Annotated in this window: 13 protein-coding genes; 5 read left to right on the forward strand and 8 right to left on the reverse strand. The window is 65.3% G+C overall.

All coding sequences use genetic code 11. The annotated features are described in order from the left end of the window. The first annotated feature begins 18 nt into the window (after nucleotides 1-18). The 3 genes from BM315_RS11065 (at nucleotide 19) to BM315_RS11075 (ending at nucleotide 3,884) form a co-directional block, all read left to right on the forward strand. Nucleotides 19-1,155: an ABC transporter ATP-binding protein gene (locus BM315_RS11065; RefSeq protein WP_090500838.1), complete on the forward strand. Its 1,137-nt coding sequence runs from the start codon at nucleotides 19-21 to the stop codon at nucleotides 1,153-1,155. Between the two features lie 29 nt (nucleotides 1,156-1,184). After that, complete coding sequence (locus BM315_RS11070; protein ID WP_090500840.1) at nucleotides 1,185-2,657, forward strand: glycoside hydrolase family 32 protein; 1,473 nt, start codon at nucleotides 1,185-1,187, stop codon at nucleotides 2,655-2,657. Between the two features lie 234 nt (nucleotides 2,658-2,891). Continuing rightward, nucleotides 2,892-3,884, forward strand: a complete 993-nt coding sequence (locus BM315_RS11075) for a LacI family DNA-binding transcriptional regulator (RefSeq protein ID WP_090500842.1) — start codon at nucleotides 2,892-2,894, stop codon at nucleotides 3,882-3,884. 26 nt (nucleotides 3,885-3,910) lie between these two features. Here the strand turns inward: BM315_RS11075 and BM315_RS11080 are convergent, their stop codons facing one another. The 5 genes from BM315_RS11080 to BM315_RS11100 form a co-directional block, all read right to left on the reverse strand. Then, nucleotides 3,911-4,972 (reverse strand): PA0069 family radical SAM protein, encoded by a 1,062-nt coding sequence (locus BM315_RS11080; RefSeq protein ID WP_090500844.1) that lies wholly within the window; start codon nucleotides 4,970-4,972, stop codon nucleotides 3,911-3,913. A 139-nt stretch (nucleotides 4,973-5,111) separates the two neighbouring features. After that, nucleotides 5,112-5,414 carry a P-II family nitrogen regulator gene (locus tag BM315_RS11085; RefSeq protein WP_090500846.1) on the reverse strand — a complete coding sequence of 101 codons (303 nt, stop codon included), beginning with the start codon at nucleotides 5,412-5,414 and terminating at the stop codon, nucleotides 5,112-5,114. A 1-nt stretch (nucleotide 5,415) separates the two neighbouring features. Continuing rightward, entirely contained in the window at nucleotides 5,416-6,357 is a 942-nt protein-coding gene (locus BM315_RS11090; RefSeq protein ID WP_090500848.1) for a sodium-dependent bicarbonate transport family permease, read from the reverse strand. Nucleotides 6,358-6,643: 286 nt separating this feature from the next. Further along, entirely contained in the window at nucleotides 6,644-8,452 is a 1,809-nt protein-coding gene (gene oadA / locus BM315_RS11095) for a sodium-extruding oxaloacetate decarboxylase subunit alpha (RefSeq protein ID WP_090500850.1), read from the reverse strand. A gap of 13 nt (nucleotides 8,453-8,465) precedes the next feature. Continuing rightward, complete coding sequence (locus BM315_RS11100) at nucleotides 8,466-9,881, reverse strand: acetyl-CoA carboxylase biotin carboxylase subunit (protein ID WP_090500975.1); 1,416 nt, start codon at nucleotides 9,879-9,881, stop codon at nucleotides 8,466-8,468. Between the two features lie 167 nt (nucleotides 9,882-10,048). Between BM315_RS11100 and BM315_RS11105 the strand changes: the two genes are divergently transcribed. After that, nucleotides 10,049-11,011: a LysR family transcriptional regulator gene (locus BM315_RS11105; protein WP_090500852.1), complete on the forward strand. Its 963-nt coding sequence runs from the start codon at nucleotides 10,049-10,051 to the stop codon at nucleotides 11,009-11,011. Here BM315_RS11105 and BM315_RS11110 read toward each other — a convergent pair. Together BM315_RS11110 and hexR are read right to left on the reverse strand one after the other, a co-directional pair. Then, a complete protein-coding gene (locus BM315_RS11110) occupies nucleotides 10,953-11,177 on the reverse strand; it encodes a PA3496 family putative envelope integrity protein (RefSeq protein WP_090500854.1) in 225 nt (74 codons plus the stop codon). The two genes, BM315_RS11105 and BM315_RS11110, sit on opposite strands and share 59 nt — an antisense overlap. Before the next feature lie 185 nt (nucleotides 11,178-11,362). After that, nucleotides 11,363-12,229, reverse strand: a complete 867-nt coding sequence (gene hexR / locus BM315_RS11115; RefSeq protein ID WP_090500856.1) for a transcriptional regulator HexR — start codon at nucleotides 12,227-12,229, stop codon at nucleotides 11,363-11,365. A gap of 113 nt (nucleotides 12,230-12,342) precedes the next feature. On the opposite strand from hexR, the gene zwf reads away from it, so the two are divergent. Next, complete coding sequence (gene zwf, locus BM315_RS11120) at nucleotides 12,343-13,830, forward strand: glucose-6-phosphate dehydrogenase (protein WP_170862203.1); 1,488 nt, start codon at nucleotides 12,343-12,345, stop codon at nucleotides 13,828-13,830. A gap of 46 nt (nucleotides 13,831-13,876) precedes the next feature. Here the strand turns inward: zwf and BM315_RS11125 are convergent, their stop codons facing one another. Continuing rightward, nucleotides 13,877-14,260, reverse strand: a complete 384-nt coding sequence (locus BM315_RS11125; RefSeq protein WP_090500859.1) for a c-type cytochrome — start codon at nucleotides 14,258-14,260, stop codon at nucleotides 13,877-13,879. Nucleotides 14,261-14,872: the final 612 nt, after the last annotated feature.

The following is a 14,872-nucleotide window of genomic DNA, read 5'->3' on the forward strand; positions in this document are numbered from 1 at the left end:
AGAATAAGGAATCACAGCATGAGCAAGTTGCAACTCGACAACGTGAACAAGCAACTGGGCGGCCTGCGCATCCTGCGCGACATCAGCCTGGAGATCGCCAGCGGCGAATTCGTGGTGTTCGTCGGCCCCTCGGGCTGCGGCAAGTCGACCCTGCTGCGGCTGATCGCCGGGCTGGAGTCGATCTGCGCCGGCGACCTGCTGATCGACGGGCGCCGGGTCAACGACCTGGAGCCGCGCGAGCGCGGGGTCGGCATGGTGTTCCAGTCCTATGCGCTGTACCCGCACATGAGCGTCTATGACAACATCGGTTTCGGCCTCAAACTGGCCAAGACCGACAAGCGCAGCCTGCGCGAGCGGGTACTGGAAACCGCGCGCGTACTGCAACTGGACAAGCTATTGCAGCGCAAGCCGAAAGAGCTCTCCGGCGGCCAGCGCCAGCGCGTGGCCATGGGCCGGGCGATGGCCCGCGAGCCGGACATCCTGCTGTTCGACGAGCCGCTGTCCAACCTCGACGCCTCCCTGCGCGTGCAGATGCGCAACGAGATCGCCCGGCTCCACGCCAGCCTGGGCACCACCATGATCTACGTGACCCACGACCAGGTCGAGGCGATGACCCTGGCCGACAAGATAGTCGTGCTCAATGCCGGGCGCATCGAGCAGGTCGGCTCGCCGCGCGAACTCTACGAGCGGCCGGTGAGCCGCTTCGTCGCCGGCTTTCTCGGCTCGCCGCGAATGAACTTCCTGCCGGCGCAGCTGCTCGCGCCGGGCTTGCACAGTGCGATCAGCACGCCGGCCCTCGGCCAGCTGGCGGCCTTGCCGTTCGACAGCCGCGCGCTGGCGGCCGGCAGTCCGCTGACCCTGGGTATCCGCCCCGAGCACCTGAGCCTGCAGAAGGCATCGGGCGACGCCGGTTTGCGCGTGGTCGGCGTCGAGTACCTGGGCTGCGAAACCTATGTGCACCTCGATGTCGACCAGGACGAACCGCTGATCTGCCGCTGCGCGGCGACTGCCGAATGGCGTCACGGCGACCGCGCCGAACTGCGCCCGGAATTCGCCGGCCTGCACCTGTTCGATGCCGACGGCAATTGCCTGCCGCGCCAAGCCGCGGCAACCGCTAGCAATCCAGCCAGCGCGTTACGCCAAGGCTGCGCATAACCCTTTTCAACACTTCTGCGAGCGATTCCATGCCTGTTTTTCCCGACCTCGCCCAGCGAACGCTGAGCGAGGGCAGCGCCCCCCTCACGCCCGATTTTCGGCCCGGCTACCATATCGCCCCCCCAACCGGCTGGATGAACGACCCCAACGGCGTGGTGTATTTCCGCGGCGAATACCATGTTTTCTATCAACACCACCCATTCGATACGAGCTGGGGGCCGATGTACTGGGGGCACGCCAAAAGCCGCGACCTGGTGCATTGGCAGCACCTGCCCATCGCCCTGCAGCCGGGTGACGAATTCGACCGCCATGGCTGCTTTTCCGGCAGCGCGGTGGTCTGCGGCGACAGCTTGGCGCTGCTCTACACCGGGCATACCTGGCTCGGTGAGGTGGGTGACGAGCGCAGCATCCGCCAGGTCCAGTGCCTGGCCAGCAGTGACGACGGCGTGCATTTCGTCAAGCACGGGGCGGTTATCGAGACCGCGCCGGATGCCGCGATCATGCATTTTCGCGACCCCAAGGTCTGGCGCGACGGCGAGCACTGGTACCTGATCGCCGGCGCGCGCCTGGGCGACGTGCCGTTGCTGCCGTTGTACCGCTCCAGCGACCTGCGCACCTGGGAGTTCCTCGCCTATGCCAGCCGCGGCGGCGAGGGCGACGGCTATATGTGGGAATGCCCGGACCTGTTCCGTCTGGACGGCCAGGACGTGCTGCTGTATTCCCCCCAGGGCATGCAGCCGGATGGTTTCGAGCGGCTGAACAGGTTCCACACCGGCTACCGGGTCGGCCGCCTCGACAGCGACTGGCGCTTCACTGGCGGGCCCTTTATCGAACTGGATAACGGTCACGATTTCTACGCCGCGCAAACCCTGCTGGCCGCCGATGGCCGACGCCTGCTCTGGGCCTGGCTGGACATGTGGGAAAGCCCGATGCCGAGCAAGGCCCAACACTGGTGCGGCATGCTCGGCTTGCCGCGGGAACTGCAGCTGCACGAGGGCCGCCTGCACAGCTACCCCGCGCGCGAACTCACTGCGTTGCGCCGAGCACCCTTGCTGGTGGACGACGCGCTCTGCTGGGACGGATCGGGCAGCCAGCCGCTTGCCGGATTGAGCGGCGATAGGCTGGAAATCGAGTTGCAACTGGATGTGGCAGGCTGCCGCGACGGCCGCCTGGGCATCGCCCTGCGCTGTAGCGCCGATGGCCAGGAGCAGACCCTGCTCTACTACGACGCCCACCTGCAGCGCCTGGTACTCGACCGCAGCCGCTCGGGCGCGGGAGTCAGCGGCCAGCGCAGCGTGGCACTGGCGCCCGTCCGGGAACCCCTGCTGCTGCGGGTGTTCCTCGACCGCTCTTCCATCGAGGTGTTCGCCGCAGACGGCAGCTTCAGCCTCAGCAGCCGCATCTACCCGCAACCGGACAGTCTCGGGCTGGCGCTATTCGGCAGCAGCGGCGGGCGGGTGGCGGTGCACCAGGCCTGGCAGCTGTCCAGCGGCTGGGTCTGATAGGCTGCTGGCACTGCTTGCAGAGGCCGCAATGGGTAGGGTGCGCCGTGCGCACCAGAAATCTGCGCCGAGGCTGGTGCGCGTGGCGCACCCTACGAAGTCAGCCCCTCCACTTAAGCGCCGATACCTGAACGCAACAGCGGACATGGCCCGCAGACCAGCAACGCCGCTGCCATCGCGGCAGGCGGCGGCACTGTGGCATGATTCACGCCTCACACCGCCTGGGTGCATCGCATGACTTCTGTGAAAGACGTTGCACGACTGGCCGGCGTGTCCCTGATGACGGTCTCGCGGGCGCTCAACAGTCCGGAAAAGCTCAGCCCCGAGACCTATCAACGGGTACGCAGCGCCATCGACGAACTGCAATTCGTGCCCAACATGTCGGCACGCAAGATTCGCGGCGACAACCTGCAGAGCCGGACCATTGGCGTATTCGCCCTGGACACCGCGACCACGCCGTTCGCCGTGGAGCTGCTGCTGTCCATCGAACAAACCGCGCAACAGGCCGGCTGGAACGTGTTCGTACTCAACCTGCTGAGCGATCCGCCGAGCGAGCAGAGCATCGATCTGATGCTCTCGCACCGTCCCGACGGCCTGATCTTCAGCGCCATGGGCCTGCGCCGGGTGAGTATTCCCGAACGGCTGAAAAGCAAACCGCTGATCCTCGCCAACTGTCTGGACGAGGACAGCAACCTGGTCAGCTACATACCGGATGACGAGGCGGGCCAGTACCGCGCCGTGCGACACGCCCTGAGTCAGGGTTATCGCCGCCCGCTGTGCATCAACCTGCCGAGCCAGAGCCTGGCCTGGCAACTGCGCCAGAAAGGCATGCAGCGCGCCTTCGCCGAGTTCGGCCTGGCGCCCGGGGATGTGCTGCAGTACGACCTCTCGGCCCATGACGCCTACGGCGAGACGCCGGGCATCCTCGAGCGGCACATCGTCGAGGACCGGCCACAGTTCGACATCCTCATCTGCGGCAACGACCGTATCGCCTTCTGCGCCTACCAGGTGCTGCTGGCCCGCGGCCTGAAGATCCCCACTGACGTCGCGGTGCTCGGCTACGACAACATGATCGGCATCGCCGAGCTGTTCCTGCCGCCGCTGACCACGGTACAGCTGCCCTACTACGAGATCGGCCAGCGCGCCGCGCAACACCTGATCGAGACCCTGGAGGTATCCGGGATCCAACGGGTGGACTGTCCTCTGGTCGTCCGCAAATCGCTTTGAGCGCCGACTCGGCTGGCCGGGCCGCATCAAAGCAGACTCAGCTGCGCCCCCGGCGGGCAGAACTGCGAGCAGTCCAGGCCCTGGGTATCGCGGTGGTCCAGGCCGAGCTTGCGGCTGGCCAGGCGAAAGCGCTGGGCCAGCAGCTCGGCGAACGGGCCTTCGCCGCACATGCGAGTGCCGAAGCGGCTGTCGTAGTTCTTGCCGCCGCGGGACTGGCGGATCAGGCTCATGACATGCACGGCGCGCTCGGGAAAATGCGCCTGCAGCCAGTCCTCGAACAGCTCGGCGATTTCCAGCGGCAGGCGCAGTAGCACATAGCCGGCCGAGCGCGCGCCGGCATCGCGGGCTGCCTCGAGCAGGTGCTCCAGCTCCATGTCGTTGATCATCGGGATCATCGGCGCGCAGATCACGCTGACCGGCACGCCGGCCTCGTGCAGCGTGCGCATGGCGCGCAAGCGTGCCCCCGGCGAGGCGGCGCGTGGTTCCATGATGCGTTTCAGCTCATCGTCCAGGGTGGTCAGGCTGAAGGCCACGCTGATCAGGTTGTGGCCGGCCAGCTCGCCGAGCAGATCGAGGTCGCGCAGGATCAGCGAACCCTTGGTGATCAGGTGCACCGGGTGCTTGTAGCGCAGGAGAATCTCCAGGGTCTGGCGGGTCAGGCGCTGCTCGCGCTCGATCGGCTGGTAGGCGTCGGTGTTGATGCCCAGGGCAATCGGCTGCGGCACATAGCCGGGCTTCTGCAGTTCTTCCTCGAGACGGCTGGCCAGGTTGGTCTTGGCGATCAGCCGGGTTTCGAAATCGATGCCCGGCGACAGGTCCCAGTAGGCGTGGCTGGGCCGGGCGAAACAATAGATGCAGCCGTGCTCGCAGCCACGATAGGGGTTCAGCGAACGGTCGAAACCGACATCCGGCGAGTTGTTGCGGGTGATCACCGTCTTCGCCAGTTCGCTGCGCACCTCGGTGGCACGCGACGGCGGCGTCTCGTCCTGGAACCAACCGTCGTCCTCGGCCACCGAGCGGGTCGGGGCGAAGCGGTTGTGCGGGTTGCTGGCGCTAGCGCGACCGCGTGGCGGCAGGGAAACGGACATGGGGCGACTCCGACAAATACTGTATATAAATACAGTTAATTTGCCCTACCACCAAGTACCAACCGTCGCCTACCGGCAGCCCCCGTAGCCGGACAAGCCTTGGCGCACCCGGAAAATCGGCGCTTTATTCGCAAGCCCTTCAGAACTTCTCCGGCCTGAGCACTTCCACCTGGGCCAGATAGCAGACCATGGCGAAGTTGGCGTAGTACTGGCCCTGCAGGTGAGTGGCGAGGCGTTCGGCGAGGTCCCGGGCGCAGATGATTTCCACCCGGATATTGCCTTCGGTGTCCCAGCCGGCGCTGCGTACGCCGCGGCTGCCACGGCCGCGGGCGTCGGAGAGGGTCCAGCCGGGCGCGCCGAGCGCTTCCAGATCGGCCAGCAGTTTTTTCTCCAGCGCGGCTTCGCAGATCACGGTGAGCAGGGTGCGGCTGTGTGCGTTCATCTCAGAGTCCCCAGGCGATCAGTTGTTCGGCCAGCGCCAGGTACAGCGGGATGCCGAGCAGGATATTGAAGGGGAAGCTGATCCCCAGCGAAGCGGTCAGCGACAGTGACGGATTGGCCGCGGGCAAGGCCAGGCGCATGGCTGCCGGCACGGCGATGTAGGAGGCACTGGCCGCCAGGGTCGCGAGCACCGCGGTGCCGCCCAGCGACAGGCCCATCAGGCGCGCCAGCAAGGCGCCGATCAGCGCGCCGAGCAACGGCATCAGCAGGGCGAAGCCGAGCAGGCGCAGGCCGAACTGCCTGAGCGCGCCGAGCTGGCCGGAGGCGATCAGGCCCATCTCCAGCAGGAAGAACGCCAGCACCGGCTTGAACATGCTGGTGTACAGCGGCTCCAGCGGCTTGATCGCCTCCTTGCCGGCCACCGCGCCGATGATCAGGCCGCCGAGCAGCAGCATGATGCTCTTGCCGAGGAAGATCTCCCGGCCCAGCTCGCGCCAGTCGGTGTCGCGGGCCAGGCCCTTGGCCAGGAGGATGCCGACCAGGATCGCCGGGATTTCCAGGATCGCCACGAACAGCGGCATGTAACTCTCGAACTCGATGCCGCGGGCCAGCATGAACGCCACCACCACGGCGAAGGTGCCGGCGCTCACCGAGCCGTAGTGCGCCGCCACTGCCGCCGCATTGACCCGGTCGAAGCCCAGGCCGCGCAGCACGGCGAAGGCCAGCACCGGCAGCACCACACCCAAACCGAGCACCAGCAGCGCCTGGCCCAGCAGCTGCAGGCTGGCCTGCTCCGCCAGCTCCACCCCGCCATGCAGACCGATGGCCAGCAGCAGGATGATCGACAGGGTCTCATAGAGCGCCGGCGGCAGCTTCAGCTCGCTTTTCAGCAGGCCGGCGCAGAGGCCGAAGATAAAAAACAGTACCACCGGGTCAAGCCCCACCGCGCCTACCTCCGATCATCTGCCGGCGCCACAGCACCGGCAGCATTCCCGCCCAGCGGATAAAAAGGTCATGTCCCGACACCGAGTTGTGCTGAATCCCGGTGCTTTGCCGCCTCCCCGCTGCCCATGCAGGCGCCGAGGACACAGCAGGCGGGACATAACCGGAAAAATAGGGAGCCGCGCGGCTCCCCAGGGGAAAGCAGGGGGCCAGCGCCCGACTGCGGAATAAAAAAGAAGCCCCGGCAAACCTGATCGAATGCCTGTTCAACCAGCCGGAGCTCCGAGGTTAAGCTTCTATTTCGATCAGCACTTCGCCCGGGTTGACCCGGTCGCCCTTGGCCACATGCACCACCTTGACGGTACCGGCGATGGGCGCCTGGACTTCGGTTTCCATCTTCATCGCCTCGGTGATCAGCACGGCCTGGCCGGTCTTGACCACGTCGCCTTCCTGCACCAGCACCTCGACGATATTGCCCGGCATGCTGGTGCTGACGTCGCCCGCTGCGCTGGCCTGCTTGCGCTTGTTGCCGCCAGCGGCGACGAACTGATTAAGCGGCTCGAACACCACCTCTTCCGGCATGCCGTCGAGGGACAGGTAGAAGTGGCGCTTGCCGTCGGTCTTCACCCCGACCCCGGTGATGTCGACGCGGTAGCTTTCGCCGTGCACGTCGATGATGAACTCGGTCGGTACGCCCTCGCCCCCGGCCGACGCCACGGCACCGGCTTCGGGAATCGGCAGCAGCACTTCCGGCTTGAGGGTGCCGGCGGCCCGCTCCTCGAGGAACTTGCGCCCGATATCGGGGAACATGGCGTAGGTCAACACGTCTTCCTCGGACTTGGCCAGCAGGCTGATTTCCTCGCGCAGCTTGGCCATTTCCGGCTTGAGCAGGTCGGCCGGGCGCCCCTCGATCACCTCCTCGCTGCCGATCGCCTGCTTGCGCAGTTGCTCGTCGATCTTGCCGGGCGCCTTGCCGTAGCGGCCTTGCAGGTAGAGTTTGACCTCGTTGGTGATGGTCTTGTAGCGCTCGCCGGCCAACACGTTGAACACCGCCTGGGTGCCGACGATCTGCGAGGTCGGCGTGACCAGCGGCGGGAAGCCGAGGTCGGCACGCACCCGCGGAATCTCGGCGAACACCTCGTCGATCCGCTGCAGGGCGCCCTGTTCCTTGAGTTGGTTGGCCAGGTTGGACATCATCCCGCCCGGCACCTGATTGACCTGCACGCGGGTGTCGACGGTGGTGAACTCGCTCTCGAACTGGTGGTACTTCTTGCGCACCGCATAGAAGTACAGACCGATTTCCTGCAGCAGTTCCAGGTCCAGGCCGGTGTCGTATTCGCTGCCGCGCAGGGCCGCGACCATCGATTCGGTGCCGGCGTGGCTGGTGCCCCAGGCGAAGCTGGAGATGGCGGTGTCGATATGGCTGGCGCCGTTCTCGATCGCCTTCATCTGGCACATCGAGGCCTGGCCGGCGGTATCGTGGCAGTGGATGAAGACCGGCAGCGACTGCTCGGCCTTCAGCGCCTTGACCAGCTCGCCGGTGGCATAGGGGGTGAGCAGGCCGGCCATGTCCTTGATCGCCACCGAGTCGCAGCCCATGGCTTCCATCTGCTTGGCTTGTTCGACGAAGGCCGCGACCGTATGCACCGGGCTGGTGGTGTAGGCGATGGTGCCCTGGGCATGCTTGCCGGCGGCCTTGACCGCCTCGATGGCCACGCGCAGGTTACGCACGTCGTTCATCGCGTCGAAGATGCGGAACACGTCGATGCCATTCACCGCCGCCTTGGCGACGAAGGCACGCACCACGTCGTCGCTGTAGTGGCGGTAGCCGAGCAGGTTCTGCCCGCGCAGGAGCATCTGCAGGCGGGTGTTGGGCAGCGCCGCCTTGAGCTGACGCAGACGCTCCCAGGGGTCTTCCTTGAGGAAGCGCACGCAGGCGTCGAAGGTGGCGCCGCCCCAGACTTCCAGCGACCAGTAGCCGACCCGGTCGAGTTTGGGACAGATCGGCAGCATGTCCTCGGTGCGCATGCGCGTGGCGATCAGCGACTGGTGGGCGTCGCGCAGGATGGTGTCGGTAACAAATATCTTCTTGGACATGACTGGGTTCCCCTTACAGGCCGGCGTGGGCGGCGATAGCCGTGGCAATCGCCAGGGCCAGGTGCGATGGGTTGAGCTTGATCGAGTACTCGGTCAGCTCCGGATGGGCTTCGACGAAGCTGGTGTTGAACTGGCCGCTGCGAAACTCCGGGTTGCGCAGGATTTCCTGGTAATAGGCGGCGGTGGTCTTCACCCCTTGCACACGCATGTCGTCGAGCGCGCGCAGGCCGCGGTCCAGCGCCTCTTCCCAGGTCAGCGCCCAGACGATCAGCTTCAGGCACATGGAGTCGTAATAGGGCGGAATGGTGTAGCCGGTATAGATCGCCGTGTCGGTGCGCACGCCGGGGCCGCCGGGGGCGTAGTAGCGGGTGATCTTGCCGAAGGACGGCAGGAAGTTGTTCTTCGGGTCCTCGGCGTTGATGCGGAACTGCAGGGCGAAGCCGCGATGGATGATGTCCTCCTGCTTGACCGACAGCGGCAGGCCGGAAGCGATGCGGATCTGCTCGCGGACGATGTCGATGCCGGTGATTTCCTCGGTGATGGTGTGCTCCACCTGCACCCGGGTGTTCATCTCCATGAAGTACACCTCGCCCTCGGCCAGGAGGAACTCCACGGTGCCGGCGTTCTCGTAACCCACGGCCTTGGCCGCGCGCACCGCCAGATCGCCGATGTAGGCGCGCTGCTCGGGGGTCAGTTGGGGGCTGGGGGCGATCTCGATGAGCTTCTGGTTGCGCCGCTGGATCGAGCAGTCGCGCTCGAACAGGTGCACCACGTTGCCGAAACTGTCGCCGAGGATCTGCGCCTCGATGTGCTTGGGATTGACGATGCACTTTTCCAGGAAGACCTCCGCCGAGCCGAAGGCCTTGGTCGCCTCGGAGATCACCCGCGGAAACGCCTGCTCCAGTTCTTCGCGCGAGTTGCAGCGGCGAATGCCGCGGCCGCCGCCGCCGCTGGTGGCCTTGAGCATCACCGGATAACCGATGCGCTCGGCCTCGGCCAGGGCCTCGGCGATGTCGGCGACATTGCCCTCGGTGCCCGGGGTAACCGGCACGCCGGCCTTGATCATGCTGCGCCGCGCCTCGGTCTTATCGCCCATGCGGCGGATCACCTCGGCGGCCGGGCCGATGAACTTGATCCCGCGCTCGGCGCAGATGTTCGCCAGTTCGGCGTTCTCCGAGAGGAAGCCATAGCCCGGATGCAAGGCATCGCAGCCGGTTTCCACCGCCAGGTTGACCAGCTTGCGCGGGTTCAGGTAGCCGGCCAGCGGCTCGTCGCCGATGCAGTGGGCCTCGTCGGCACGCTTGACATGCAGGGCATGGCGGTCTGCTTCGGAATAGACGGCCACCGAACGGACGCCCATCTCGGCGCAAGCGCGCACTATGCGCACGGCAATCTCGCCGCGGTTGGCAATCAGGAGTTTCTTGATCACACGTGCTTCCTCGACCCAGGGGACAGACAGATAATCGCTGCCCATTCACCCTACGCCCGAGTGCTGGATAACCAAAATCAATAATTATTTGCCTGGCCATAAGCCATAGCTTATACACTCAGCGGGCAGACCTGCTGCAAGACGCCATCCGGCCAAGGAGATATCCCGTGCGCAAATCCTTGATGCGCATCACCCTGCGCCAACTTCAGGTGTTCCGCTCGGTGTGCCAGCAGCGCTCCTACAGCCGCGCCGCCGAAGACATGGCGCTAACCCAGCCGGCGGTCAGCCTGCAGATCCGCCAACTAGAAGAGCTGCTCGGCCAGCCGCTGTTCGATTACGTCGGCAAGAAGCTCTATCTGACCGACGCCGCCGAAGCCCTGCAGCGGGCCAGCGCAGATATTTTCGGTCGCCTGGAAAGCCTGGATATGCAGCTGGGCGACCTGCAGGGCAGCCTGCAGGGACAGCTGAGCCTGGCCGTCGAATCCAGCGCGAAGTACTTCACTCCCCACCTGTTCGCCGCTTTTCGCCGCCACTACCCGGAAGTCAGCTTGCAGCTGGTGGTCACCAACCACACCCAGGCCCTCAAGCGTCTGAGCGCCAATCGCGATGACTTGTTGATCATGTCGCAGGTACCGACGGACCTGAATCTGGAATTCCTGCCGTTCCTCAACAACCCGATAGTCGCAGTGGCGCCGGCGACGCACCCGCTGTGCAGCCAGGGGCTACTGTGCCTGCAGGACCTCACCGCCTGGCCGCTGCTGGTGCGCGAACGCGGCTCGGGCAGCCGCCAGGCGGGCGAGGAATATTGCCACCAGAAACGCGCGCACTTCGCCCAGACCCTGGAGCTCGGCTCGACCGAAAGCCAGCTCGAAGGGGTACTCGCCGGTCTCGGCCTGGCCCTGCTGCCGCGCCACGCGGTGCGCCGCGAACTGGCCTGCGGCGCACTGCGCGAATTGCCGGTGGCGGAACTGCCCTTGCTGCGCAGCTGGTGCCTGGTGCACCCGCGCGGCAAATACCTGTCGCCGGTGGCCCAGGCGTTCTTCGCCTTCGTGCGCGATCAGCGCAGCCAGATCAACGCCCTGGCTGAGAGTTTCGCCGAGCCGGCGCCTGAACGGCGGCCAGGTAGTTAGCCGCGATCAGTTCCGGGTAATCGGCCAGTTGTTCCTGCAACTGACGGCGCTCGGCGTAACTTTCGATGGCGCGGCGGTATTCCATGCGCCGCTGATCGAGCAGCTTGCGCCGGCTCTTTGCATCGCTGCTGACGTGCGACTGCGCTTCATCCGAATAACGAGGCATCTCAGGTCTCCCAGGCTGAATAACGGGAGTTACAGGATCGGCCCGGGATGTGACGCTTTGGGGGCTAGGCGATGAAGTTGCGATGACTCCGACCAGCGGCGGTGTGTGCTTGTGCGCCGCAGCCCGCCTACATTCATGGAGCAGACCCAGGCGTAATCCGGGACAGGGACCGGAGCTGGCGCCGGCTAGTCCTCGTGCGACTTCACCGACTTGGGCGACAGACGCAGGCTGCGCAGGCTGCGCTTGACGCTCTTGAGGTGGTTGACCAGGCTCGGCCCGCGGGCCATGGCCACGCCCATGGCCAGCACGTCGATCACCACCAGGTGGGCGATGCGCGAGGTCAGCGGGGTGTAGATCTCGGTGTCTTCCTGCACGTCGATGGCCAGGTTGACCGTGGCCAGGTCGGCCAGCGGGGTCTGGCTCGGACACAGGGTGATCAGGGTGGCGCCGGCCTCGCGCACCAGGTTGGCGGTGATCAGCAGGTCCTTGGAACGCCCGGACTGGGAGATGCAGATGGCCACATCGGTGGGCTTGAGGGTCACCGCGCTCATCGCCTGCATGTGCGGGTCGGAGTAGGCGGCGGCGGTCAGCAGCAGGCGGAAGAACTTGTGCTGGGCATCCGCCGCCACCGCACCGGAGGCGCCGAAGCCATAGAACTCCACGCGCTGGGCCTGGGCGCAGGCGGCGATGGCACGCTGCAGGGCCTGCGGATCGAGTTTCTCGCGCACCTCGATCAGGGTGTGCAGGGTGGTGTCGAAGATCTTCAGGCTGAAGTCGGCGACCGAATCGTCTTCATGGATGGCGAACTGGCCGAAGCTGGCGCCGGCAGCCAGGCTCTGCGCCAGCTTCAGCTTGAGGTCCTGGAAACCGCTGCAGCCGATGGCGCGGCAGAAGCGCACGATGGTCGGCTCGCTGATGCCGACGCTGTGCGCCAGGTCGGCCATGGAGCTGTGCATCACCGCGGCCGGGTCGAGTAGCACATGGTCGGCCACCTTGAGCTCCGACTTGCGTAACAGGTGACGCGACTGGGCGATGTGTTGCAACAAATTCACGGAAATAGGCTCGGCTGAATAAAGTGGCGAATTCACCGGCTGGCCTCATCCGAGTTGCGACTCGGTTATGATCGGGGGCACGCCGGGTTGTAGTGACCTTGTAGTTATACTACATGGCCGCCGCCCCCGCACGGCTAAACCGAGTCGGAGTTCCCGCTTTGAGCATTCCCTGTGACATGCTGGTGTTTGGCGGCACGGGCGATCTGGCCCTGCACAAGCTGCTGCCGGCGCTCTACCACCTGCACCGCGTCGGTCGGCTGCATGCCGACATGCGCATCCTCGCCCTGGCGCGCAGCCAGCACAGCCGCGCCGCCTACCAGGCCCTCGCCGAACGCCGCTGTCGCGCCCAGGTGGCGCGCGCCGACTTCGACAACGACACCTGGCAGAGCTTCGCCGCGCGCCTCGACTATTTCGCCATGGACGCCAGCCAGGGCGCCGATTTCGGCCGCCTGGGCAAGCACCTGGGCGCCGCCGGCGAGCGCGTGCGGGTCTACTACCTGGCCACCGCGCCCGACCTGTTCGAGGAGATTGCCTCGCACCTGCAGATCGCCGGCCTGGCCGGCCCCCACGCACGCATCGTGCTGGAGAAACCGATCGGCCACTCGCTGCCGTCGGCGCAGGCGATCAACGCGGCGATCGGCGCGGTATTCGATGAGTCGCGGGTGTTTCGTATCGATCACTACCTGGGCAAGGAAACCGTGCAGAACCTGATGGCGCTGCGCTTCGCCAACGCCCTGTTCGAGCCGGTATGGCGCGCCGGGCATATCGACCATGTGCAGATCAGCGTATGCGAGACCCTCGGCGTGGAGAACCGCGGTGCCTACTACGACAACGCCGGGGCCATGCGCGACATGATCCAGAACCACCTGCTGCAACTGCTGTGCCTGGTGGCCATGGAGGCGCCGGTGCGCTTCGACGCCGAGGCGGTGCGCAACGAGAAGGTCAAGGTGCTCGAGGCGCTGAAAGCCATCTCTGGCCTCGACGTGCGCGACAAGACCGTGCGCGGCCAGTACAGCGCCGGCAAGATCGGCGGACAGGAAGTGCCGGCCTACTACTTCGAGAAGAATGTCGACAACGACAGCGATACCGAAACCTTTGTCGCCCTGCAGGTGGAGATCGAGAACTGGCGCTGGGCCGGCGTGCCCTTCTACCTGCGCACCGGCAAGCGCCTGGCCCGCAAGACCTCGGAAATCCTTATCCAGTTCAAGCCGGTACCGCACCAGCTGTTCGGCGACGGCGAGGCCAACCGCCTGCTGATCCGCCTGCAGCCGGAAGAGCGCATCAGCCTGCAACTGATGGCCAAGCATCCCGGCAAGGGCATGCATCTGCAGCCGGTGGAACTGGACCTCAACCTGGCCCAGGCGTTTCGCCAGAAGCGCCGCTGGGACGCCTACGAGCGCCTGCTGCTGGACGTCATCGAAGGCGACTCGACGCTGTTCATGCGCCGCGACGAAGTCGAAGCGGCCTGGAACTGGATCGACCCGATCATCCAGGGCTGGCAGCAGCACCACCAGAGCCCGCGGCCCTACCCGGCCGGCAGCAGCGGGCCGGAGCAGGCCAACCTGCTACTGGAGTTGGCGGGACGCAAGTGGATGGAGTGAAGCGCTGGCGACGACCTGGCGGTACGCCGCACGAAGGTCCTGTGGCTTATTTCAGCGAACGCAGGAAGCTGATCAGGTAATCCTGTTCGGCCTGATCGGTGATGGACACATGGCGCATGCGCGTGCCCGGAACCAATGCCTCGTTGTCGGCAATCCACTTGCGCAGATTATCTTCGCTCCAGGTGATCCCCGAGGCCTGCATGGCTTCGGAATAGGCAAACCGGGGCACGGAAGCCGCAGGCCGGTCCACCACACCGAACAGGCTGGGACCGAAGGCGTTCTCGCTGGTATCCAGCGAATGGCACGCTGTGCAGTGGTGCGTAAACAACTGACGCCCGGCGGCCTCCATGGCCTGCTCATCGGCCTGAACGGACGGCACAACCGCCAGTGCACTGCTGAATGCTAAAGACGCTAGCAAAATCGTTTTCATCGCATATTCCCTCAAAATGGCTCGGCAAAAACAGTATATTTTGCAAGGTTAAGCGCCGACTCTTGTACAAAAGCAGCATTTTGCTAGCACCAAAGTACATTTTTCAGGATGCAATGACTCGAACCCGGCTCGAGCGCGCGGCAGGCAACTCTACCGACCTGGCGATATATGCGAACTAGAGGGGCTAGCGGCACTTCGAGCGCCTGGCTGATATAACCGCGAGCGGTTTTGTTGACGGAATATATATATCCAACAGTCATCAGGCTTGATCCGGCAATCTCCCCGCCGCACAACCAAGCCCTGCTTCGCTACATATATAGCCTTCGTCACCCGGGTATTCCATGGACAATCCAGAAAGTTCAGGGACGCCCTATTCGCCGGCATATTCCAGCGAATACACCCAGAATACCGGCCACTCTCCGAGCCACTTCCGCAGCCAACCGTCGAAACCTCAAATTCCGCGCAAGCCCTTGTACTCAGAGGCCTGCATGGGGTCACAGGGGGCACCCTGCGCCGCCTTGCGCGACGGCTCCAAGCAACTACTGCGCCAGTCGATGGGCAGACCGGCCAACCCGCGCGATCGATAGCCGATTATCGCGCCTACTTATCTGC

It is taken from the genome of Pseudomonas borbori (genome assembly GCF_900115555.1).
In the GTDB taxonomy this organism is placed as follows: Bacteria; Pseudomonadota; Gammaproteobacteria; order Pseudomonadales; family Pseudomonadaceae; genus Aquipseudomonas; species Aquipseudomonas borbori.

Excerpts from the sequence above, each read along its gene's own strand:
- BM315_RS11065 (WP_090500838.1), top strand. The coding sequence starts at position 19 with ATGAGCAAGTTGCAACTCGACAACGTGAACAAGCAACTGGGCGGCCTG.
- BM315_RS11070 (WP_090500840.1), top strand. The coding sequence starts at position 1,185 with ATGCCTGTTTTTCCCGACCTCGCCCAGCGAACGCTGAGCGAGGGCAGC.
- BM315_RS11075 (WP_090500842.1), top strand. The coding sequence starts at position 2,892 with ATGACTTCTGTGAAAGACGTTGCACGACTGGCCGGCGTGTCCCTGATG.
- BM315_RS11080 (WP_090500844.1), bottom strand. The coding sequence starts at position 4,972 with ATGTCCGTTTCCCTGCCGCCACGCGGTCGCGCTAGCGCCAGCAACCCG.
- BM315_RS11085 (WP_090500846.1), bottom strand. The coding sequence starts at position 5,414 with ATGAACGCACACAGCCGCACCCTGCTCACCGTGATCTGCGAAGCCGCG.
- oadA (WP_090500850.1), bottom strand. The coding sequence starts at position 8,452 with ATGTCCAAGAAGATATTTGTTACCGACACCATCCTGCGCGACGCCCAC.
- BM315_RS11110 (WP_090500854.1), bottom strand. The coding sequence starts at position 11,177 with ATGCCTCGTTATTCGGATGAAGCGCAGTCGCACGTCAGCAGCGATGCA.
- zwf (WP_170862203.1), top strand. The coding sequence starts at position 12,343 with ATGGCCGCCGCCCCCGCACGGCTAAACCGAGTCGGAGTTCCCGCTTTG.
- BM315_RS11125 (WP_090500859.1), bottom strand. The coding sequence starts at position 14,260 with ATGAAAACGATTTTGCTAGCGTCTTTAGCATTCAGCAGTGCACTGGCG.